The organism is Actinomadura sp. DC4, assembly GCF_030406325.1.
Classification (GTDB): domain Bacteria; phylum Actinomycetota; class Actinomycetes; order Streptosporangiales; family Streptosporangiaceae; genus Actinoallomurus.
On the sequence record NZ_JAUEQY010000020.1, the window covers coordinates 126,757 to 149,106 of the forward strand.

Consider the following 22,350-nt stretch of genomic DNA (forward strand, 5'->3'; position numbering starts at 1 on the left):
CGACGCTGACACCGGCCGGTGCGCTCACGGTGCGCCCGCCCCCTCCGCCGCGGCGGCCAGCCGCCAGCCGCGCACCCGCGTGCGCTCGCGCCAGAAGGCGGCGTACCGGCCGTCGAGGGCCATCAGCTCCTCATGCGTGCCGGACTCGGCCACCCGCCCGCCGTCCAGGACGACGATGCGGTCGGCGCTCGTGATCGTCTCCAGGCGGTGCGCTACCACGATGAGGGTGCGCCGTCCCGAGAGCTCGCCCAGCGCCCGCTGGACCGCGGCCTGGTTCTCCGCGTCCAGGGACGCGGTCGCCTCGTCCAGCAGCATCACCGGAGCGTCCTTGAGCAGCGCGCGCGCCAGCGACACGCGCTGCCGCTCGCCGCCGGACAGCGCGGCGCCGCCCTCTCCGACGCGTGTGTCCCAGCCGTCCGGGAGCCGCGCGACGATGTCGTCCACGCGCGCCAGCCGCGCCACGCGCTCGATCTCCTCGTCCCCGGCCTTGGCCCGGCCGACCTGGACGTTCTGGCGGATCGTGCCGTCGAACAGGTAGACGTCCTGGAACACCACGGACAGCGTCGCGGCGAGCTGGTCGGTCGTGAGGTCGCGTACGTCGTGGCCGCCGAGGCGCACCGATCCCGAATCCACGTCGAAGAACCGCGCCACGAGACGGGTCACGGTCGTCTTGCCGGAGCCGGAGGCGCCGACCAGGGCCACGGTGCCGCCCGCGTCGGCGGTGAACGTCACCCCGTCCAGCACCCTGCGGCCGGCGTCGTAGCCGAAGCGCACGTCGCGGAACTCCACGGAGACGGCCTCCCCGTCCGGCGCCTCGCCCGGGTTCTCCGGCTCGGGGAGCGGCCGGGCGTCGAGCACCTCGGTCACCCCGGCCAGAGCGGTACGTGAGGAACGGAGCGTGCCGGCGAGGTTCGCCACCGCCGCCACCGGCTCGGCGAAGCGTACGACCAGCACGAGTGCCGCGATCGTCCCGGCCGCGTCGCCGCCGCCGAGCAGGTGCGCGGTCCCGACGACCAGCGCGGCCGCCACCCCGAGCTGCACGGTCAGCCCGAACAGCATCCGGGCGGGCGCGTCCGCGCGCGCCCTGCGGCGCGACGCGCGGTCCTGCTCGGTCAGGGCGTCCTCCAGCAGCGCCCGGCCGGGCCCGTCCGGACCGGCCGTGCGCAGCACGGGCTGGGCGCGGGCGAACTCCACGACCCGGTCGTTGGCCTCGGCAGCGGCCTCGTCCAGCCGGTCGTCGACGCGCTCGGCCAGCACGGAGGTCCAGCGGTACATCGCGTACAGGACGGGCGCGCAGACCAGCAGCGTCAGCCCGATCCGCCAGTCGAAGACGAACACGCCGACGATCACCACGAGCGGCGTGAGCGTCCCGGCCAGCAGCGGTTCGAGCAGGTGGGCGATGATGCCGCTGACGTCCTTGGCGCCCTGCCCGATCAGCCGGGTCAGCCGGCCCGTACGGCCGCCGGAGAACCAGCCGAGGGGCAGCGTCACGAGGTGGTCGCCGAGCCGGTGGTGCAGGCGGTTGATGGTCGCCATGCCGACGCGGAAACCGCCCATGGACTGTACGTGGCGTGCCGCCAGCGTCGCGACGGCCGACACCGCGACGGCGCCCGTCCAGATCCACGCCGCGCCGGTGTCGTGGCGCAGCAGCGCGCGCAGGGCCGGCACGAGGAGGACGAACGTGACCCCTTGGAGCACGGCGTAGGCGGTCACGGCGACGATCTGGCGCCGGAGCATCGGAGCGAGGCCGTCGCCGACGACGGCGTACAGGCGGCCGAGCAGGTTCTCAGACGTCATCGGGCCACCTCGCTGGTCTCGTTCTGGGCCTCCCACAGCCGCCGGTACGTCCCGTCCCGCGCGGCGAGGTCCTCGTGCCGGCCGCGGTCGGTGACCCGGCCGCCGTCAAGGACGAGGATCTGGTCGGCGTTCACGACGGTCGCCAGCCGGTGCGCGACCACGAGCACGGTGCGCCCGGCGGACAGCCGGGAAAGGGCGTCCTGGACCGCGGCCTCGGAGTCGGGGTCGGCGTACGCGGTCGCCTCGTCCAGGACGAGGACCGGGGGATCGGCGAGCAGCAGCCGGGCGACGGCCACGCGCTGCGCCTCGCCGCCGGACAGGTTCGCGTCCTCGCCGACGACGGACGCATAGCCGCGCGGCAGTGCCGTCACGACGTCGTGGAGGTTCGCCGCGCGCGCCGCCTCGCGTACCTCCTCGGCCGAGGCGCCGGCGCGGCCGAGCCGGATGTTGTCCTCGACGCTCGTCCTCAGCAGCGGCGCGTCCTGGAGGACGAAGCCGACGTGGCGGTAGAGCACGCCGGAGGCGATCTCACGGACGTCCACACCGCCGACCCGCACCGTGCCGGAGTCGACGTCGAAGAACCGCGCGACGAGCCCGGCCAGCGTGGACTTGCCGGCGCCGGACGGGCCGACCAGCGCGGTCAGCGCGCCGGGCTCGAGGACGGCGCTCACCTCGGTCAGCACCCGGGTGCCGGGGGAGTGGGAGAACGTCACCTGGTCGAACTCGACCCGGGCGCCGGACGGCTCGCGTGGCGCAACGGGCTCGCGCAGCTCCGGGGTGGCCAGCAGGCCGCGGATGCGCCCGGCCGCGGCCTCGGCCGCCCGCATGCTGTTCGCCGCCTGCCCCATCGTCTGCACCGGCGCGGTCAGCCCGAGCCCGAGCAGAACGAACGGCAGCACGTCGACCGGCGTGACCACATTCCCGGCGACCAGCGCCGTGCCGCCGACGAGGACGACGGTGAGCACGCCGACGGGGGCGATCACGGCGGTGCTGAGCGAGATGAGCCGGAGCACGGGTGCGTTCGCGGTGGAGAAGGTCCGGTGGTAGCCGTCGGCGGCGTCGACGAACCGGCGGTGCGCACGGCGGGAGCGGCCGTACATCTTCACGACGGCGATGCCCTGCACGAACTCGACGACCGAGGCGTGCACGGCGCGCATCGCCTGCGCGACCTCGGTCATGCCGCCGCCCGCGCGCGCCATGACGACGCGCTGCGCGGCGGCGAAGACGAGGATCGGGAGAAGCGTCACGAGCGAGAGCTCCCAGCTGATCGTGAACAGCCACACCAGCGCCGCGAGCGGCGTCACGATGGCGGAGACCAGGTCGAGCCGCGCGTGCGCCACGGCGTAGTGCATCTCGTCCAGGTCGTCCTGCAGGGCGCCCTGCACCGACCCGCTCGTCCCGGCGGTGAACCAGCCGAGCGGGACGCGGCGCAGGTGGTCCGCGATGCGCCGCCGCAGCGTGAGCGCGAGGTCGGCGTCCGCGCCGTGGCTGACGGCGACGGCGGCGCCGCCGACGAGGAACGCGGCCACGGCGGCACCGGCGGCCACGTAGACCGTCGCCCGGACACCGCCGTGCGAGGCTCCATCGGTCACGCGCCGGGCGATCTCGTAGACGGCCGCGAACGGGACCAGCACCAGGACGGCCGCGATCGCCCGCAGGACGGTCGCGACGGCGAGCGCTCGCCTGACCGGGGCGGTCAGCTCGTGGAACGCCTTGTCCGGCGAACCGTCTTTCGCGCGTCTCATGGCTGACTCCCTGGAGATGGAACGGGCGTTCGCAATTTACAACGGTGTGTTGTAAATAGGCAAGGTATGCCTAACCTAAGTGGAAGTGCCGCGGTACCGCCATGCGGGGGCAGAGTGGGGGTGGCGGGCGGTGAGAGTCTTGTTAGGTAAGGCTAACCTAAGTTAGCCTCCTGTTGCCTGAACGGGCAGATTCTCGACGCGAAGGGGTTTCCGTGGCCGTCACGCCTGCCGAACTCATCACGAAGTTGGACAGCGCCGATCCCAACGACATCGTCCGAAGATTCGCGGCGAACCCGGCCTTCCGTGCCGCCAACCAGGAAGAACTCACCACCGAGCAGGACCCGTACCGCCGCCCCGTACGGCCGGCCGACCTCGCCTGGCTGGACTACTCAGAGCCGATGCCGGCCGAGAGGACGCTCCTGCTGAGCTGGCTGCTCGGCAACCGCATGCTGCGCAACGTCTACGACGCCGACCTGCTCCACCTGCCCCCGGTGGCCGGCCCGGCCGCCGACCGCGACGGCGGCGAGTTCTACTCGATGGAGAACCGGGTGCTCGGGGCGCTGGCCGGGCCCATCCTGGAGCAGCACCTGTTCACCTATCTCCAACGCGACCACGAGCCGCTGGCGACGCCCGAGCTCCGCCCGCTCAAGGCGCACCTGCGCGCGTACTTCGAGGAGCGGTCGGCCGCGCGCGACGACGCCTTCGCGATCGCGCTGACCCGCCGCGACCGCCGCGAGGCGGCGACGTTCGTGCTGGTCCAGCTCACCGCGCACCTTCCCGCCGCCTACCACGCGATCGGCCGCAACGCGCTCGGGGAGTACGCCCTCGCACACCCGACCCTGCGCGGGTCGCTCATCGCCGACTACCAGGGCTGGTCCGACCGGGCTCCGGAGTACGGCCGGCTGCTCGCCGAGGCCGGGCTCGGGCCGGGCACCGCGGCGTACTGGCAGCTCTCCCTGGGCACCTCGCTCGCGCGGGGCAACCAGCTGCACCGCCTGTCACGTACCCACGAGCACTTCTTCCGTTTCCTCGGGGCCTGGGTGCACAAGAAGATCGACGACGCGGTCACGGCGGGACGGTACGCCGCCGTGTTCGAGGAGGGCCTCGGCCACCGGACCGGTCTGTTCGAGGGCGTCGCCGCGTACGACGACGCGCTGGTCGACGACGTCCTCACGCCACTCGTCGAGCGGTTCGGGACCTCGGTGATCGAGGAGTTCCACGCCGGCTTCGACGAGGCCCGGCGGCTGGCCGAGCTGTGGAACCGCGACCTGTCCGAGCAGCTCGCCTGGGCCGATGAGATCCCCGCGTACATGGAACGGGCGGAGCGGATCCAGCGCCACATCACCGACGAGAACATCCAGGTCGACCTCGACACCTTCGTCGAGTCGTGTGAGGAGACCTCGACCACCCACGTCCACGACGAGCACCGCCTCGTGATGATCGAGGTGGGTCAGATGCACTTCTGGAACAACGTCACCCACCAGATCAAACTCGAACAGGGCGACAAGCTACTGATCCCGCTGGGGCGCCTGCACGGCTCGGTCGTGCTCTCCGGGACGTGTACGTATCATCAGCCGATCATCCCGGAGGACATGTACCAGCGATTCTTCCGGGGCTGAACATGGATGTGGAGAGCTGCACGATCGGAGACCTGCCCGACTGGGGCGAGGCGTGCGTGGACGACCTGCTGGCGACGCTGCTGGAGGAGAAGTCCTTTCCCTGTACGTTCGCCGTCGCGGCGGCCAGGAAGAAGGCCCTGCGCTTCGCCTTCATCGAGAGCGCGAAGGACCCCGACCGCTGGGGTCCGCTGCCCGACGTCATCAACGAGTATCTTCGCGTCTACAAGAGCATCGACCGGGACACCTCACTAGTCGTCTTCTTCCGCCCGGAGCCGGAGCCGGCCCCGCTCTCCTCGTACTTCTCCCGGTTCTGGGACGTCCTCCAGTACCTGCACCGGAAGGACGCGCAGCCGTGGCCGTCCGGCCTTCCCGACGACCCCGGCGAGGCCATGTGGGAGTTCAGCTTCTCCGGCGAGCCGATGTTCGTGGTCTGCAACACCCCCGCGCACACGCGGCGGCGGAGCCGCCACAGCCCCGGAATGCTCATCACGTTCCAGCCCCGCTGGGTGTTCGAGGGCCTGGAACCGGACAGCCCGCGAGGGTCGTCGGCCCGGCGCGTCATCCGCAACCGCATCCGCCGGTTCGACGGAATGGAGCCGGCGTCCCAGCTCGGCGACTACGGCGACGCGAACAACCTGGAGTGGAAGGGCTACTTTCTGCCGGACGCCAATGACGAGGACTTCCGTCACTGCCCGTTCCACCAGAAGAAGACGCGGGAGATCGGGGTTCACCAGGTCGTCGTCAACGGCCGGCGGCAGTACTCCCTGTGGCCGTCCGGTCGCCGACTGCCCTCGGGCTGGAGCCCGGCCGGCTTCCGCGGGGACCGGCAGGCGTGTCTCGCCCATATCGAAGAGCAGTGGACCGACATGCGTCCGCTCGCTGTTTAGGGGCCTGCCAGCCAGTCGCGGCGGTTCGCTCGCTGTGGAGCGGACCGCCATTCGTTCCTGCCGCGGCGCCGGCCGGGCTAGGCTCGTCCGCCATGTCGCCTTCCTACCTGTCCGCGACGGCGGAGGCCTACGACGCCGTCGCCGCCCGCTATGCCGAGCTTCCCCGAGATGACCTCAACCGTCTGCCGCTGGACCGTGCGGTGCTGGCGGCCTTCGCCGAGGCCGTGAAGGACGCGCCCGTCGCCGAACTCGGCTGCGGACCGGGACCCGTGACGGCGCACCTGCGCGACCTGGGCCTGGACGTCTTCGGCGTCGACCTGTCGCCGGTGATGATCGACCTGGCCCGTGAGACCTATCCCGACCTGAGGTTCGAGGTCGGCTCGATGGACGGCCTGGACCTGGCCGACGGCGCCCTCGGCGGCATCGTCTCCTGGTACTCCGTCATCCACACCCCGCCGCGCGAGCTGCCGCCGTACTTCACCGAGTTCGGCCGGGTGCTGGCCCCGGGCGGCCACCTTCTCCTGGCCTTCTTCGAGGGCGAGGACGTCGAGGTCTTCGACCACAAGGTGACGCCGGCCTACCGCTGGCCGATCGACGAGCTCGCCGAACTGGCCCGCAAGGCGGAGTTCGCCGAGGTGGGCCGGATGCTGCGCGAGCCGTGCGAGGACGAGCGCTTCCGCCGGGGCCATCTGCTGATGCGCAGGCAGTAGGCCCGTTCAGGACCGCGCGCTGAGGCGGACCGGCAGATCCCCGGCGATGGTCCGCTGGCGGTCCGTCTCATGGAGGAGCGCGACGACCATCTCGTCGAACGCCTGGTCGGTGTGCTTGCGCCTGAGCGTCCGCAGGACACCCTTGCGGCTGGCCTCGGTGACCATGCCGAGCAGGGCGATGTAGGGAACCTCCTGGCCTGCGGAGAAGTCGTCGTACACGGCTTGAGCCACACTGCGCAGCTCCGCGTACGGAGCGGATTCCACGAGGACCATGTGTGCCGCGTCTTTGAGATCCACCTTCCGAATCCTATCTGCGCGCTGAGAGATTCACCCGCGGGTCGGTGGCCGACCTGCGAGCGCGGGAACCCCGCCCCACGAGACGCTGCGCCTGTTGAAGGTCGTCGGCACTCAGGACCTGAGCACCGCGGAAGGCCGGAGGTTGTTACCTTCTTCGCCATGGCTTCGCGGGCACGCGCATCGAACGAGCGCGGCGATGTGGTGGACGGACCGATCTCGGAGGACATTCGAACGCTGCTGAACGGACTGGGTCCCGGCAATCACTTCGTCATCGTGGAGCGGCTTGATGCCGAGAACGATGAGCACTACATGCAGGCCTATCTCCACGACGATGGCTCGTACTGGCTGGAGTATCGGGAGGGCACTGCCGACACGCACTTCCAGACCTCCAGCCGGAGTCCACAGTTGATATCCCAGACGTTCACGAAGTGGCTGTACCGGTTGCCGGGCTGGCGGGACGGCTTCAGCTGGCAGCCCTGGGCCGAGGAGCCGGACACGCGGTGATCCGGACCGTTGCAAGCCCCGCGTCGATCCAGGTCAGGGTCGGAGGGTGTGAGGGAGTCCGAAGAAGTCGAACAGGCCCGAGTCGCGGAACGCGACGATCCGCGTGATGCCCGCGTCGGAGGCCGAGAGGACCATCACCCCGTGCGCGTGATGGTTGCCGTCCGGCCCACGTCTGTACATGGCGGCCGCGGGCTGGCCGTTGGCGGAGGTCGCGACCATCCGGTAGAAGCCGGGCGCGGTGAGGACCCTGGCGCCGAAGAAGCGGCCGATGATCTCGCGTCCGGCGAACCAGGACGGGGTGGGCGGCATCTCCAGGACGGCCTCTTCGGTCAGCAGCTCCATGAGCGCCGGGACGTCGGCGTGCTCGAAGGCGGTGACGTAGCGGTCCAGAAGCTCTCGCCGGTACGCGCCGGAGGCCTCGGCCGTGCCGTCTTCGGAGGGTGCCACCTGGCCGAGCCGGCTCCGGGCGCGCTGCAGGATGCTCTTGACGGCGGGGACGGAGACGCCGAGCATTTCGGCGACCTCGGCCGCGCGCATCGCGAGCACGTCGCGCAGGATGAGGACGGCGCGCTGGCGCGGGGGCAGATACTGCAGGGCGGCGACCAGCGCGAGTCGCAGGCTCGCCCGCGTCGCGACGATGCCGGCGGGATCGTCGGAGCCGGCGCCGGCCAGGCGGTCGGGGAAGGGCTGTAGCCAGCTCACCTCCGGCGGCGGCGCCGTCGGGCCTTCGGGGTCCTCGGCGGGACCGCCGAGCCCCGAGGGCAACGGCCGGCGCTTGCGGTGTTCCAGCGCGGTGAGGCAGACGTTGACCGCGATCCGGTAGAGCCAGGTGCGCAGTGACGCCCGGCCCTCGAACGCGCCGTAGGAGCGCCACGCGCGCAGGTAGGTCTCCTGGACCAGGTCCTCGGCGTCGTGGACCGAGCCGAGCATGCGGTAGCAGTAGGCCAGCAGCTCGGGCCGGTACGGGGAGGTCAGCCGGGCGAAGCCGTCGCCGTCGGGCGTCACCGCCGGCCCACCGGGACGGTCCGCGGGGCCGCTTGCCTCGAACGGGAGGCGTACCCCCTCCGGGCCGTACGCTTCGGCGGGATCATCGCCCGTCAGGCTATCGACTTCGACGTAGGCGGAACCCATCCGCGTCACCGTCCGGTCCCGGGCAGGGCGGCGGGTTCGACGATCCGCAGGTGGTTTCCGGCCGGATCCTCCACGGTCGTGTCGACGATCAATCTCCCGTCGTCCACCACCCCCGGTCCGGACGTCGCCCCGTACCAGGCGCTGAGTCGTACCCCTGTCGCCTCTGCCATGACCGCTCCTCTCGCTTTCCCACGAAGACTCCTTTCGCCTACTGACTCGGCGACCCCTCAAAAGGAATCGGCATCAGCGGCTGGGGGTGAGCACACGCGCGGCGGGCGCTCTCGGGGCGGGGACGGTGCGGCGGCCCGGGATGGCCAGCGCCGCTATCGCTCCGGCCAGTGACAGCGTGCCGCTGGCGGCGGTCGCCCAGGCGAATCCGGAGGTGAAGGTGGCCGGTCCGGCGTAGCTGCCGGCCTTGCCGAACACGAGGGCCAGGACGGCGACCCCGAACACTCCGCCCAGTTGCCGTCCGGTGTTGAACACTCCCGAGGCCTTGCCGATCTGCTCGGGCGTGACCGCGTTGAGGACGGCGGTCTGGGCGGCGGGCATCGCCAGGCTCACGCCGGCCCCCGCGACGACCATCGGCGCGACCATCTGCCAGTACGGCGCGGAAGGCGTGACGACGAGCGCGAGGCATCCCATCCCGGCCGCCTGCATGGCCAGTCCGGCCGCGGCCAGGAGACGCGAGCCGACCCGGTTCACCAGCCTTCCCGCCGGCGGCGCCACGACCGTCACCGAGACCGTCCAGGCCAGCAGGTGCAACCCGGCGGTCAGCGGCCTGTCGCCGCGTCCGGTCTGGAAGTACTGGGCCGCGAAGAACAAGGAGCCGTAGAGCGAGGCGTACAGGAACACTCCGGCGGCGTTCCCCGCCGCGAAGCCGCGGAGACGGAACAGGCTCAGGGGCACCATCGGCCGTACGGCGGCCCGCTGCCAGGCCACGAAGGCGACGCCGCAGACCGCGCCCGCGACCAGCGCCCCGGTCACCTCGGCGCTGCCCCATCCGGCGGCGTGGGAGCGGATCAGGCCCCACACCAATCCGAGCGCGGCGCCGGTCGCCAGCGCCAGGCCGCCGCCGTCAACGCCACCACCGCCCCCACGGCTCTCCGGAATCCGCCGCAGCACCAGCGGGATGATGGTCACGCCGATCGGCAGGTTGAGCCAGAAGATCCACTGCCAGGCGAGTCCCTGGGTGACGGCGCCGCCGACCACGGGGCCGGCGACGACCGCGAGCCCGGTCAGCCCGGCGGAGACGCCCAGCGCCTTCGGCCGGTCCGCCGGCGGGTAGGCGGCGCCGAGCAACGCCATCGCCAGCGGCATCACCAGTGCCGCCCCGGCGCCCTGCACCACACGCGCCGCGATCAGCCAGTTGACGCCCGGGGCGAGCGCGCAGGCCGCCGAGGCCGCGGTGAACAGGGCCAGCCCGGTCGTGAACACCCGCCGCCGCCCGAACCGGTCGCCCAGCACGGCACCGGTCATGAGCAGTACGGCGAAGCTCAGGCTGTAGGCGTTCACCGTCCACTCGAGTTGTTCGATCGAGGTGCCCAGATCCAGCCGGATCCGGCTCAGTGCCGTCGTCACCACGGTGGAGTCCAGCGCCACCATCACCGAGGCCGCCGAGGCGAGCCCCATCACCCATCTTCTGTCCATGTGACTACCGACCGGCCGGCCGCGAAAAGGAATCGGGTCCCGGCCGGTTCCTTTTCGCGAGCCGCCGAGTCGACAGGTGTGACGGAACCTTCCGTACCAAGCGATCAGGAGTGACAGTGCTGCTCGAGAACAAGAACGCGATCGTCTACGGGGCGGGCGGACACGTCGGAGGCGAGGTCGCCCGGACGTTCGCCGCGGAAGGGGCACGGGTCTTCCTCGCGGGGCGTACCAGCGCCGCGCTGAACAGGATCGCCGAGAGGATCCGCGCCACGGGCGGTGTCGCCGACACCGCCACGGTGGACGTGCTGGACGAGGACGCCGTCGAGGCGCACGCCGACGCGGTGGTCCGGGCCGCCGGATCCCTCGACATCTCCTTCAACGCCATCAGCCTGCCCCAGGCGGGCATTCAGGGCACCCGGCTCGTCGACATGACGCCTGAGGGCTTCGATCTGCCGATGAACACCTACCCCAAGGCCAACTTCCTGACGGCCAGGGCCGCCGGACGGCGCATGGCCGGTCATGGATCAGGCGTGATCTTGACGATCACGGCGAGCCCGTCCCGTACGGCCGTCCCGCTCATGGGAGGCATGGCACCGGCGTGGGCGGCGATCGAATCGCTGTCCCGGGGCCTGGCCGCCGAGCTCGGACCTCAGGGTGTCCGGGTCGTCTGCCTGAACGCGGCCGGGATGCCGGAGACGACGCAGCTCACCGAGGTGTACGGCCTGCACGCCGACGCGTACGGCATCACCCGCGACGAGTTCGCGGCCCGCATGACGGGCCTGACGGTGCGCAAGCGACTGCCGACGGTCGCTGAGATCGCCGGCGTGGCCGCCTTCGTCGCCTCGGACCGCTCCAGCGCGATGACCGGGGCGATCGCCGACCTCACCGGCGGCCTGATCGCCGACTGAGAGGCAGGCGCGCGGCCGGACCGATGGATTCCGGTGCTTCCCCGGATCTCCATCTGTACAAGGCGATCAGAGGAGACGGACATGCAGGATTCCGTACGAGTTGCAGGATCGGTGGCGTTTGTGACCGGCGCCGACCGGGGGCATCGGTCGCGCGCTCACGGAGGCGCTGCTGGAGCGCGGCGCCATGAAGGTTACGCGACGGCGCGATCCGGAGACGCTCGCCGCGTTGCGCGAGCGCCATGGCTCCCGGCTGGTTGCGTTGCGGTCGGACGTCACGAACGCCGGGCAGGTCGCCGAGGCCGGACGCCAGGCGACGGACGTCGATCTGCTCTTCAACAACGCGGGCGCGTTCGAGCCGACAGAGCTGACCGGCGAGACGATCGTCGACGTGGCCCGGCGCGAGATGGAGGTCAACTACTTCGGGGCGCCGCGGATGCTGCGGGGCTTCGCGGACACGCTGTCGCGGCGCGGCGGCGTCATCGTCCACGTCGGCTCGGCGGCCGGACTCAGCAACGTGCCACTCCAGCCCACGTACAGCGCCTCGAAGGCCGCGCAGCATTCGCTGACCCAGCCTCCCGCGCGCTGCTGGCGGCCCGGGGCGTGACGGTGCACGGCGTCTACCCGGGGCCGGTCGACACTGACATGACCAAGGATCTTCCGCCTCAGTTCGAGAAGACCCCGGCCAAGGGCGTCGCGAAGGAGATCCTCGACGGCGTCGAGGCGGGTGAGGAGGACATGTTCCCGGACCCGTTCGCCGCGGCCTTCGGTGAGCGGTTCCACTCTTCACCGAAGAGCGTGGAACGGCAGATGGCGGCGATGGTCGCGGTCCCGGCGTACAGGGGTGATTCTCGGGGCCGCCTGCGGAGCGCTGTTCGGATGCGATGCCGTCGAACAGGCCCGCCGCAGGCGGTCCGCGCCAAGGCGGTGAGCTCTTGCGCTGGCGTACGGAGCGGATCGAGGTCCGCTCAGGGAGCTGCCAGGCGCTCACGTTCGGCGGTCCACTCGCCGGCGGGATCGTCGAGTACGAGACGACGCGTGTGGTGCCCCGGTCGACCCTGCGGCGCGCCATCCCCGGGGGCGGTTGAGCGTTGCCGTGCGTTACTAGGCTGGCGGGGTGGCGGGATATCCGGCGTTTGGTGTGCTGTTGGCGCGGCTGTCAGATCGTCGGAGGCTGGATATCGGTGGTCTGTCTGGGCTGGCCGGGGTCGGTGAGTCCGAGCTTCGGACTGTGTTCGATGGCGTCGTGCCGAGCCCGTCGCTGCTTCGGCGCCTCGCGCCGGCCCTCAGGCTGCATGTCGCGGACCTGTTCGTGATCGCCGGGGTGGCGGTGCCAGAGGAGTTGGCCCCGCTGGACGCGAACGCCAGAGTGTGGGTTCGCCGACTCGTCGGGCGTGCCGTGTACCTGTCGCCGGAGCACAGACGCCGGTTGTTGCGGCTCGTCCGGTCATTGCCTCAATGGGACCGTACGCAGCCGGTACCGCCGCCGCAGAAGCGGGAGCAGTACGAGCCGGGCTTCGGCGCCGTGCTCGTACGCATGCTGGGCAACCGGAATCTGGATTGGTCGGGCGGGGTCTGGGCTTTAGGGCTGCTGACCAGGCATCTGTATCTGTCCGCTGCGACGATCGGCATGGTGGGTCACGGTCGCAAGGAGCTGACCCCTGACTTGCTGGTCGGTTTCGCGACGGTGTTGGGCATCCCCGCCGACGACCTCGCCGCCATCACCGGAATCGAACCGGCCGGTGACATCTCCCCACCGAACCCGGCGGCGGCCGAGGTGGCCGAGCTGATCTGGGAGGTCCGCCGTCTGACCGCCGACCAGGTGCGGCAGGTCTGCGACGAGGCCGAGTCCATGCGGCAGGAGTGACCGGTCCGAGCGGCGGATCACCCACGCCTGCGACGCCGCCCGTACGGTCTCCGGCACACGGCGCTCCTGCTCGACGCCGGTGTCCCGCCCAAAGGAGTCGCGCGTCGCCTGGGTCGCAGCGTGGACATGCCGTGGAAAGCGTACACGGGTCGCCTCGACGGCGACGAAGCATGGATCAACCGGATGATCGAGGGCTTTGGCAAGGAATTCCAGGCCTATGTAGCGGCGGGCTTCGGTCCATTCGTCGGTCTGTTCCATCAGCACCGCGCCGACCGGGCGGATGATCGCGCTCCGGGTCGGGGAAGATCCCGACCAAGTCGGTACGCCGACGGATCTCTCTGTTCAGTCGTTCTTGGGGATTGTTGGATCGGATCTGCCGCCAGATCTCGCGCGGGAAGCCGGTGAAGGCCAGCAGATCGGGCCGTGCCGACCGCACCCGCCACCGCTGCGACCATCTTCGAAAAGCCCGCCAACGAGGAGGTCTGTGCTCAGCACGCCCGGGTGGTCGACAGCTTAGAGGCCAAGCCTCCCGACGCGGCCGGCCATCTAGACGAGGCCAAGCCGTGCAGTACACCGGTGACGGCGACCTGCCGCCAACATCTGGACTGACCTGGCTTGGCCTCGTCTCGCCCGTCAATCACCGTTTAAGGGTAATGCGTAGCTTGCGACCTTTTGGTAGGATCGCACCCTTAATGCCCTTTAGCTTAAGAGTAGCGTACCCATGGACACAGATGAGACTGGACCCGAATTCGAAATTCGGGCACTCCGGATTGCGCGAGCCATTCACGATCCAGGCAGTCTGCAGGGCCCGATAATTTACCAAGGCCGTGAGCGAGACGCGGTATTCGTTGACGCCACGGCGATAAATGCGTATGAATTTACGGTTCGGAGAGACGTAAAGAAGGCTAGGGACGACGCACGCAAGCTGATGCAGATGCTAACCGAACTGCAACGTCAGCCGGATAATGCATTTAAGAGCTTGACGGGCTGGTTTGTCACAAGAGAAGAACCCAACGCAGAACAACGGAAGGCTATATCACAGATCCTTCATGGATCGAAGGTGGCCGTCCATGTAATCAGTGTCGCGACCTTGCAACACAGATTGTGCGACTCGGAAAAATACCTGAACGCCCGCACAAACGCTCCATTTGGCAGTATCGCCTATTCATCTCGGCAGAACTTGCCAGCCGTAAAGGTGCCCGTCTCATTTTTTGGCGAAGGCGTTTCGGAACTATCACTTCAAGATGTCGTCACCCAACTCCTGGGCGGTAAACGATTCTTGCTATCGGGGGAATTCGGTACCGGAAAAAGCCATGCGCTACGCGAGATCTATGCGACCCTCCGGAAAATGCATTTCCGCAAGCATAAGCTGACCCCTTTTCCGCTACATATAAATTTGCGAGATTGTGTCGGACTTAGGAGTCCCTCGGAAGTGATACGTCGCCACTCTGAGGAAATCGGCTTTGCCGATTCGGCGAGTCTCATCTCGGCATGGCGAGCCGGTTCATGCGTTCTTCTGCTGGACGGTTTCGACGAGGTTGTGCCTCCACGATGGCTTGGGAGCGCATCTGACTTGAAGAGCTTCCGCTGGCAGGCTCTCTCGGCGGTGAGGAAGCTAGTCCAGGAAAGTCCACATGGCGTTGGGCTTATCGCGTGTGGGCGGTCGCACTACTTCTCTTCCAAGAGCGAAATGTTTGACGCTTTGGGATTTACTGGCGATTCATCTTTGCTCACCATTCATGATTTCGACAGACGGCAGCTCAGCGAGTATCTAGAGTTGGCGGGTGTGGAGTGGTCCGTTCCTGACTGGATGCCGACCAGGCCGCTACTCATTGGCTATCTTGTCGCTATGAATTTGTTCTCAGAAATTGACCCGACGCTTTCAACGCCGGCAGTGGCTTGGCGAAAGCTCTTCTACGCTCTTTGCGAGCGAGAATCTCGCATATTTACGGCAGTTCGACCAGAGGTAATACGCCATCTGGTATCTCGCGTGGCTACAATTGCGCGCGCGAAGGGCGACGAGAACGGCCCGGTAGATGCCGATATGCTCCGTACCGCATTTATTGAGGTGAATGGACGCGAACCCGATGAAGAAGGATCGCAGGTTTTGCTTCGCCTGCCGGGACTGGCAATATCAGACTCACCGACTTCTGATCGTGAAGGAGGCGGCGAAGAGCGGTTCTTTGCCGACAAGGCGCTCGCCGAAACCGCATATGGCGAGGACTTGGCCCAGTACTTGACCACACCGTACGACGGCCACCCTCTTTCGAGAAGGGCGGCTTGGGTTACCGGAACAGATTCGCTCGGTATAGGTGTTGCGGCGGCCGCGTGTCGCGATGCTAGCGTGACACCTTCCGCCGTACTCGCTGTCTCTAAGCGCCGACAGGACCATCATCATTACGATGCGGTACTCGCAGATTCTTTGCAGGTGTCTACCGAACTAGATACCGATCCCACGAGCGTTCGAACGAACTTCCTAATCGAGGGTGTAATCTTCCCGTCGATAGCACTTATAGGCAATGACCCGGTAATGTCTCGCACAACATACAAAGACTGCGTCGTTGAGATACTGGATGTCGCTGACTTGGATGCTGATGACAAGATACCGACATTCCAGAATTGTCTAATTGGATATTTCGATGGGTTTTCGAGACTTCCAGAATGGCTGACGAGCAGTTTTGAAAACTGTGATATAGAGGCTTTCTCGGCCGCACACCAGACAACTGCGGCAATCATGGAACTCAATATACCATCCGAACGGCGGGTCGCCCTAACCATACTCAAGAAGATATACGATAGGCCGGGAGGTGGCCGAAAGGAAGGTGCTCTTTCGCGAGGCCTTGATATGCGCAGTCGCGAGTTGGTGCCAGACGTCATTAGCAAGCTTGTCTCAAACGGGTGGATCGCTCGCGCTTTTGGGAGTAATGACACGCTCTATGTACAAGTAAAGGGCTTGCGACGAGAAGTGCTTGCGGTTCTAGAAGAACCTATGAGTTTCCGTTTTTGACGTTTTGGATACTCGGCTTTACCGCTTTTCGACGTCCGATTTTGGGACTCGCGCCCCAGTTGAGGTTCCCCCCGTTCGGCGGACAGCGGTGCTGAAGTGCGCGGCGCGGCGGCGTAGGTGTCGGTATCGATTGGCGGCGCGTGCCGTGGGTGGCGGTGTCGTGGCCGCGATTCGGTAGAAGAAGCGTTTGCCGATTTCGATCAGGGCGAGATAGCCGGCCACCATGCCGGCGAGCGCGGCGAAGAACCCGATGGGCAGCGGCCGGAAGCCGAGGGCATGAGCGAGCGGTGTCGCGGGCAGCAGTGCGCCGACGGCGACGACGCCGAGCGCGGCAAGGGTGAGTGGCAGGCTGGGGTGGCTCCGGAAGAACGGGATGCGGCGCGTGCGGATCGCGAAGATGACCAGGGTCTGGGTGGCGAGGGATTCGACGAACCAGCCGGAGCGGAACTGTGCGGGGCCGGAGTGGAAGATCCACAGCATGACGGCGAAGGTGGCGAAGTCGAACACCGAGCTGAGCGGGCCGAAGTAGATCATGAAGCGGCGGATGAAGGTGATGTCCCAGTGTGAGGGGCGGCGTAGCTGCTCCTCATCGACGTTGTCGGTGGGAATCGCCAACTGGCTGGAGTCATAGAGCAGGTTGTTGAGCAGGATCTGGGACGGCAGCATCGGCAGGAAGCTCAGGAACAGCGACGCGCCGGCGGCCGACGCCATGTTGCCGAAGTTGCTGGACGTCCCCATCAGCACGTATTTGATGGTGTTGGCGAAGATCCGCCGTCCTTCGGCGACGCCGTCGGCGAGTACGCCGAGATCCTTTTCCAGCAGGATCACGTCGGCGGCGTCCTTGGCGACATCGGTGGCCGAGTCGACGGAGATGCCCACGTCGGCGGCGTGCAGCGCGAGCGCGTCGTTGACGCCGTCACCGAGGAAGGCGACCCCGCCGCCACTGTGCCGTTGAGCGTGGACGATGCGGGCCTTGTGCTCGGGGGTGACCCGGGCGAACACGGTGGTGCGGGCGATCGCTGCGGCGAGGCCGGCGTCGTCGAGCGCGTCCAGGTCGGTGCCGGTCAGTGCGCCACCGGCGCCGAGTCCCAGGTCGCGACAGACCTTGCCGGCGACGGCGGCGTTGTCTCCGGTGACGACCTTGACGGTGATCCCCAGGTCGGCCAGGCGGCGCAGGGCCTGGGCGGCGTCCTGTTTGGGCGGGTCCAGGAACACCAGGAACCCGGCGAGCCGCAGGCCGTGCTCGTCGCCGTTCTGCGGCCGGTGGCCTTCGGGCAGGGGCCGGGTAGCGACGGCGATGACGCGGTTGCCCTGGGCGAACTCGGCGTTCAGCGCCGTACGTGCCGCGTCCGTCACATCGGTGCAGCGTTCCAGTACGGTCTCCGGCGCTCCCTTGGTGATGAGGAGCGTCCGGCCTGCCGGATCACGGACCAGGACCGAGATCATGCGGCGGTCGTGGTCGAACGGGAGCACCGCCAGACGTGTGTGGCCGGCCTGCGCGGCCTGCAGGGACGCGGCCTCAGACGATCGCCACAGTGCCTGGTCGAGGGGGTTGCCGGCCACCGTCTGCTCCCCGGGGGCCGAGTCCTCGGTGCACAGCAATCCCAGGCGCAGCACGGCGCCGGGGTCGCCGCCGTCGGCTGGGACGGCGCGCATGTAGTCGACGCGTCCTTGGGTGAGGGTGCCGGTCTTGTCGGTGAACAGGACGTCGACGTCGCCCAGGTCCTCGATGCACACCAGGCGTTTGACCAGCACCTTGCGACGGCTCATCCGCCGGGATCCGGCGGCGAGGCTGGTCGAGACCACGGCTGGCAGCAGTTGCGGGGTGATGCCGACCGCGATGGCGAGAGAGAACAGCAGCGCGTCGATGATCGGTCTGTGCAGCACGACGTTGATCACGAAGATCGTGATGGTCAGCGCCCCGGCGACATAGACCAGCAGCATGGAGAAGCGGCGGAGCCCGATCTGGAACTGGGTGTCGAGCGGGTGTGTGCCGAGCCCGGCGGCGATCCTGCCGAACTCGGTGCGGGCACCGGTGGCCACCACGACCCCGTCGGCGCTGCCGGCGTGCACCACGGTACCCATCAGCGCGCAGCCGGACAGGTCGGCCAGTGGTGTGCCTGCCGGGACGGGGCCGGTGGTCTTGTCGACCGGCAGTGACTCGCCGGTCAGCGCCGACTCCTCGCACTCCAGGCCGGTGACGTCGATCAGCCGGAGGTCGGCGGGGATGATGTCGCCGAGCCGCAACCGTACGAGGTCGCCGGGGACCAGGGCGGCGACGTCGACCGCGGTCGTCTGGCCGTCGCGGGTGACGAGCGTCTGGTGATGGATCTGGGAGTGCAGGGCCTGGGCGGCCCTCTCGGCGCGGTACTCATTGACGAAGCCGAGCCCGACCGAGACCGCGACGATCACCGCGATGATGATCGCGGAATCGCGTTCGCCGACCAGGAAGGAGGCGAGCGCGGCGGCCAGCAGAAGGCCCAGCAACGGAGACCGCAGTTGATGCCACAGCACCGACCACGGCCGCGCCCGGTGGGTGGCCACCGCGTTCGGCCCCCACCGCGCCTGCCGCGCCGCGACCTCCTGCGCGGACAGGCCTTCGGCGGAGACCCCGAGCTCACGCAGCGTCTGCTCGGTGGTCTTGCTGGCCGCCTCCGCCGTGGTCTCGAAGATTCGGGCGGTGGGCTTCACGGTGACCGTCATCGTCGGCTCGATCCGGACGGCGCGCCGAGGAGCGTACGGGCCTCGCGCGCGATCTGCAGATCTTCGCGCGCAGTGATCACCACGGTCGCGACAGTGGCTCCGGTGGTGGTGATGTCACCGTCGCCCTGGACGGCAGTGTTACGGCGGGCGTCGATGCGGGCGCCGAGGAAGCCCAGCGGCTCGACCGCCCGCTGCCGCACCGTAGGGGAGTGCTCACCGACCCCGCCGGTGAAGGCGAGCACGTCCAGGCCTCCGAGGGCGGCGCTCATCGCGGCGATCCCGCCCGCGAGCCGATGGATGTAGACGTCCAGGGCGAGAGTGGCGGCCGGTTCCCTGCGCGTGGCGGCGGCCACGATCGACCGCATGTCTCCGGTGCCGGCCAGCGCGGTGAGTCCGGAGCGTTCCTCCAGCGCGGTGGCGATCTCGTGCGGTGTCAGCCGTCGCTGTTCCTGGAGCCACAGCACCAGCCCGGGGTCGACGGTACCCGATCGGGTGGCCATGACCAGGCCCTCCAGCGGGGTGAAGCCCATGGTGGTGTCGACGCTGCGTCCACCGGCCACGGCGGTGAGCGAGGCGCCGGCTCCCAGGTGACAGGTGACGATCCGGAGATCCTCGATCCGGCGGCCGAGTAGTTCCGCGGCGCGCCGGGAGCAGTAGGCGTGCGACAGCCCGTGGAACCCGTAGCGGTGGATCGCATAGCGGTCCCGCCATTCGCGCGGTATCGCATAGGTCGAGGCCGCGGCGGGGATGGTGGTGTGGAACGCGGTGTCGAAGCTGGCCGTGGCCTGGACGTCGGGCAGCAGCGAGGTGACGGCGTCGAGCGCGGCGAGGGACTTGGGCTGGTGCAGCGGGGCGAGGGCGGTCAGCTCTCCCAGCCGTTCCCGGACGTCGTCATCGATCCGGGCTGGTCCGGTGAAACGCGTCCCGCCGTGCACGATCCGGTGCCCGACCACGTCGGGCCGCTCCCAGCCTTTCAGGATCTCGCGCAGCCGGTCCGTGTCGAACCCGTCCGGCCCGGCGGGCAGGTCGTCGTCGTGCCGGGGGGCGTCGTGCGCGTCGAGCAACCGCAGTTTCAGGCTCGAGGATCCGGCGTTGATGACCAATACCCGCATCTTTCAGCTCCTGTCGAGGGGTCAGTACGGCCACGCCCACTCGCGGATGTCGGCGGAGTCCTCGCCGTGCTCTCGGGTGTGGGCGCGGTGGCGGAGCCGCTCGTCACTCATCTGCTGCCGGATGTGGCCCATCCGGCCGCCGAGTCCGGGCACCCGGTCGATGACGTCCATCACCAGGTGGAACCGGTCCAGGTCGTTGAGCATCACCATGTCGAACGGGGTCGTGGTGGTGCCCTCCTCCTTGTAGCCCCGTACGTGCAGGTTGGGGTGGCCGGCGCGGCGGTAGGTCAGCCGGTGGATCAGCCACGGGTAGCCGTGGAAGGCGAAGACGACGGGCTTGTCGGTGGTGAACAAGGCGTCGAACTCGGCGTCGGGCAGGCCGTGCGGGTGTTCGCTCGGCGGCTGGAGCTTCAGCAGGTCCACCACGTTGACGACCCGTACGCGCAGCTCCGGGAGGTGCCGGCGGAGCAGGTCGACGGCCGCCATCGTCTCCAGCGTCGGCACGTCGCCCGCGCAGGCCAGCACCACGTCGGGGTCGGCGCCGCCGTCGGTACTCGCCCACTCCCAGATGCCGATGCCGCGGACGCAGTGAGCCACGGCCTCCTCCATCGGCAGCCAGGTGAGCTCGGGCTGCTTGCCCGCAACGATGACGTTGACGTAATCACGAGAGCGGAGGCAGTGGTCGGCGACCGACAACAGCGTGTTGGCGTCCGGTGGCAGATAGACGCGAACCACCTCGGCCTTCTTGTTCAGCACCACGTCGAGGAAGCCGGGGTCCTGGTGAGTGAGGCCGTTGTTGTCCTGCCGCCACACATGCGAGGACAGCAGGTAGTTCAGCGAGGCGATCGGACGCCGCCAGGGCAGATGCCGGGTGACCTTGAGCCACTTGGCGTGCTGGTTGAACATCGAGCCGACGATGTGGATGAACGCCTCGTAGCTGGTGAACATCCCGTGCCGGCCGGTCAGCAGATACCCCTCGAGCCAGCCCTGGCACAGGTGCTCGCTCAGCACCTCCATCACCCGGCCGTGCGGAGCCAGATGCTCGTCGGTCTCCAGCCGCTCGGCCTGCCAGACCCGGTCGGTGACCTCGAACAGCGCCGAGAGCCGGTTGGACACGACCTCGTCAGGGCCCATGACCCGGAAGCTGTCGGGGTTGGCGGCGACGACATCGCGAAGGTAGCCGCCCAGCACCTGGGTCGCCTGGCTGACGATGGTCCCGTGCTTGTCCACGGGAACGGCGTACGTCTCGAACCGCGGCAGGTCCAACGGCTGTAGCAACATCCCGCCGTTGGCCATCGGGTTGGCGCTCATCCTGCGGGTGCCGACCGGTGCCAGCTCGCGCAGGGCGGCGACCGGCCGGCCGTCGTCGGCGAAGAGGCCTTCGGGCTGGTAGGAGCGCAACCACTGCTCCAACTGAGCCAGATGCCCGGGATTGGCACGGACCTCGGCGAGTGGTACTTGGTGGGCGCGCCAGGTGCCCTCGACCGGTAGGCCGTCGACCGTCTTGGGACCCGTCCATCCCTTGGGTGTGCGTAGCACGATCATCGGCCAGCGGACCGGTCGTTCGAAGACCCGGCCCGCCCGCACCGCCTGCTGGATCGCCGTGATGTCATCCATCGCCTGGTCCAGCGTGTCCGCCATCAGGTCGTGCAGCACCTCCGGATCGCTACCGGCCACGACATAGGGGCGGTATCCGTACCCTTCGAGGAGGCTGATGAGGTCGGACTCGGGGATGCGGGCGAGCACGGTCGGGTTGGCGATCTTGTAGCCGTTCAAATGCAGGATCGGCAGTACCGCGCCGTCCCGTACGGGATCGAGGAACTTGTTGGAGTGCCAGCTCGCCGCGAGCGGCCCGGTCTCGGCCTCACCGTCCCCGACGATGCAGGCCACCACCAGTCCTGGATGGTCGAACGCGGCGCCGAAGGCGTGCGCCAGGGAATAGCCGAGCTCGCCGCCCTCGTGGATGGAGCCCGGCGTCTCCGGCGCGACGTGGGAGGGGATGCCACCGGGGAAGGAGAACTGCCGGAACAGCCGCTCCATCCCTTCGGCGTCCTGGGAGACCCGCGGGTAGGTTTCGCTGTAGGAGCCCTCGAGCCAGGCGTTCGCGACCGCCGCCGGACCGCCGTGGCCAGGACCCATCACGTAGATCATGTCCTGGTCGCGCGCCTTGATGACGCGGTTCAGGTGGACGTAACAGAAGTTCAGGCCGGGCGAGGTGCCCCAGTGCCCCAGCAGGCGCGGCTTGATGTGCTCGCGCAGCAGCGGTTCGCGCAGCAGTGGGTTGGCCATCAGGTAGATCTGTGCGGCCGACAGGTAGTTGGCCGCCCGCCACCAGGCGTCGATCAGGTCGCGCTCGATCGGGTCCACGAAGACTCCCCACTTCTCGCACGGCCGTCATCTTGGCCAGGGGCTGGGCTTA

At 68.7% G+C, this 22,350-nt stretch carries 18 protein-coding genes and 1 pseudogene; 9 read left to right on the forward strand and 10 right to left on the reverse strand.

Annotated features, from left to right (window positions below; translation table 11 throughout):
* Positions 1-24 precede the first annotated feature (24 nt).
* On the reverse strand, positions 25-1,797 hold the full coding sequence (locus tag QWU11_RS29720) for an ABC transporter ATP-binding protein (protein WP_290117760.1): 1,773 nt from the start codon (positions 1,795-1,797) through the stop codon (positions 25-27).
* A complete protein-coding gene (locus QWU11_RS29725) occupies positions 1,794-3,542 on the reverse strand; it encodes an ABC transporter ATP-binding protein (protein WP_290117761.1) in 1,749 nt (582 codons plus the stop codon). The genes QWU11_RS29720 and QWU11_RS29725 overlap by 4 nt, the downstream gene beginning before the upstream one ends.
* A 212-nt stretch (positions 3,543-3,754) precedes the next feature.
* On the opposite strand from QWU11_RS29725, the gene QWU11_RS29730 reads away from it, so the two are divergent.
* From QWU11_RS29730 to QWU11_RS29745, 3 genes are all read left to right on the forward strand, one after another.
* Positions 3,755-5,161: a hypothetical protein gene (locus QWU11_RS29730; protein WP_290117762.1), complete on the forward strand. Its 1,407-nt coding sequence runs from the start codon at positions 3,755-3,757 to the stop codon at positions 5,159-5,161.
* A 2-nt stretch (positions 5,162-5,163) separates the two neighbouring features.
* The gene (locus QWU11_RS29735; protein WP_354670917.1) at positions 5,164-6,048 is read left to right on the forward strand and encodes a YqcI/YcgG family protein; all 885 of its coding nucleotides are present in this window, start codon (positions 5,164-5,166) and stop codon (positions 6,046-6,048) included.
* 92 nt (positions 6,049-6,140) lie between these two features.
* Entirely contained in the window at positions 6,141-6,758 is a 618-nt protein-coding gene (locus QWU11_RS29745) for a class I SAM-dependent methyltransferase (RefSeq protein ID WP_290117763.1), read from the forward strand.
* A 6-nt stretch (positions 6,759-6,764) separates the two neighbouring features.
* Here the strand turns inward: QWU11_RS29745 and QWU11_RS29750 are convergent, their stop codons facing one another.
* Positions 6,765-7,055, reverse strand: coding sequence for a hypothetical protein (locus tag QWU11_RS29750; RefSeq protein ID WP_290117764.1), 291 nt, complete (start codon positions 7,053-7,055; stop codon positions 6,765-6,767).
* Positions 7,056-7,214: 159 nt separating this feature from the next.
* On the opposite strand from QWU11_RS29750, the gene QWU11_RS29755 reads away from it, so the two are divergent.
* Positions 7,215-7,559, forward strand: a complete 345-nt coding sequence (locus QWU11_RS29755; protein ID WP_290117765.1) for a hypothetical protein — start codon at positions 7,215-7,217, stop codon at positions 7,557-7,559.
* A 33-nt stretch (positions 7,560-7,592) separates the two neighbouring features.
* On the opposite strand, the gene QWU11_RS29760 is transcribed toward QWU11_RS29755, so the two are convergent.
* The 3 genes from QWU11_RS29760 to QWU11_RS29770 form a co-directional block, all read right to left on the reverse strand.
* Complete coding sequence (locus QWU11_RS29760) at positions 7,593-8,690, reverse strand: sigma-70 family RNA polymerase sigma factor (protein ID WP_290117766.1); 1,098 nt, start codon at positions 8,688-8,690, stop codon at positions 7,593-7,595.
* A gap of 5 nt (positions 8,691-8,695) precedes the next feature.
* Positions 8,696-8,860: a hypothetical protein gene (locus QWU11_RS29765; RefSeq protein WP_290117767.1), complete on the reverse strand. Its 165-nt coding sequence runs from the start codon at positions 8,858-8,860 to the stop codon at positions 8,696-8,698.
* Between the two features lie 73 nt (positions 8,861-8,933).
* Positions 8,934-10,337 (reverse strand): MFS transporter, encoded by a 1,404-nt coding sequence (locus tag QWU11_RS29770; RefSeq protein ID WP_290117768.1) that lies wholly within the window; start codon positions 10,335-10,337, stop codon positions 8,934-8,936.
* A 116-nt stretch (positions 10,338-10,453) separates the two neighbouring features.
* On the opposite strand from QWU11_RS29770, the gene QWU11_RS29775 reads away from it, so the two are divergent.
* The 4 genes from QWU11_RS29775 to QWU11_RS29790 all read left to right on the forward strand — a co-directional run bounded on the left by QWU11_RS29775 (position 10,454) and on the right by QWU11_RS29790 (position 13,109).
* Positions 10,454-11,245, forward strand: a complete 792-nt coding sequence (locus QWU11_RS29775) for an SDR family oxidoreductase (RefSeq protein WP_290117769.1) — start codon at positions 10,454-10,456, stop codon at positions 11,243-11,245.
* A 142-nt stretch (positions 11,246-11,387) separates the two neighbouring features.
* A complete protein-coding gene (locus QWU11_RS29780) occupies positions 11,388-11,849 on the forward strand; it encodes an SDR family NAD(P)-dependent oxidoreductase (RefSeq protein WP_290117816.1) in 462 nt (153 codons plus the stop codon).
* A 328-nt stretch (positions 11,850-12,177) separates the two neighbouring features.
* Complete coding sequence (locus tag QWU11_RS29785) at positions 12,178-12,330, forward strand: hypothetical protein (RefSeq protein ID WP_290117770.1); 153 nt, start codon at positions 12,178-12,180, stop codon at positions 12,328-12,330.
* A gap of 29 nt (positions 12,331-12,359) precedes the next feature.
* The gene (locus QWU11_RS29790; RefSeq protein WP_290117821.1) at positions 12,360-13,109 is read left to right on the forward strand and encodes a helix-turn-helix transcriptional regulator; all 750 of its coding nucleotides are present in this window, start codon (positions 12,360-12,362) and stop codon (positions 13,107-13,109) included.
* Between the two features lie 195 nt (positions 13,110-13,304).
* On the opposite strand, the pseudogene QWU11_RS29795 reads toward QWU11_RS29790, so the two are convergent.
* A pseudogene (locus QWU11_RS29795) lies at positions 13,305-13,536 on the reverse strand (transposase); the annotation flags it as partial.
* Positions 13,537-13,830: 294 nt separating this feature from the next.
* Here QWU11_RS29795 and QWU11_RS29800 point away from each other — a divergent pair.
* Entirely contained in the window at positions 13,831-16,116 is a 2,286-nt protein-coding gene (locus QWU11_RS29800; RefSeq protein ID WP_290117771.1) for an NACHT domain-containing protein, read from the forward strand.
* 18 nt (positions 16,117-16,134) lie between these two features.
* Here the strand turns inward: QWU11_RS29800 and mgtA are convergent, their stop codons facing one another.
* The 3 genes from mgtA to QWU11_RS29815 are packed head-to-tail and all read right to left on the reverse strand — an operon-like array spanning position 16,135 to position 22,298.
* Positions 16,135-18,819 carry a magnesium-translocating P-type ATPase gene (gene mgtA, locus QWU11_RS29805; protein WP_290117772.1) on the reverse strand — a complete coding sequence of 895 codons (2,685 nt, stop codon included), beginning with the start codon at positions 18,817-18,819 and terminating at the stop codon, positions 16,135-16,137.
* The gene (locus QWU11_RS29810) at positions 18,816-19,931 is read right to left on the reverse strand and encodes an acetate/propionate family kinase (RefSeq protein ID WP_290117773.1); all 1,116 of its coding nucleotides are present in this window, start codon (positions 19,929-19,931) and stop codon (positions 18,816-18,818) included. Before QWU11_RS29810 ends, mgtA begins: the two co-directional genes overlap by 4 nt.
* A gap of 21 nt (positions 19,932-19,952) precedes the next feature.
* Positions 19,953-22,298, reverse strand: a complete 2,346-nt coding sequence (locus QWU11_RS29815) for a phosphoketolase family protein (protein ID WP_290117774.1) — start codon at positions 22,296-22,298, stop codon at positions 19,953-19,955.
* Between the last annotated feature and the right edge of the window lie 52 nt (positions 22,299-22,350).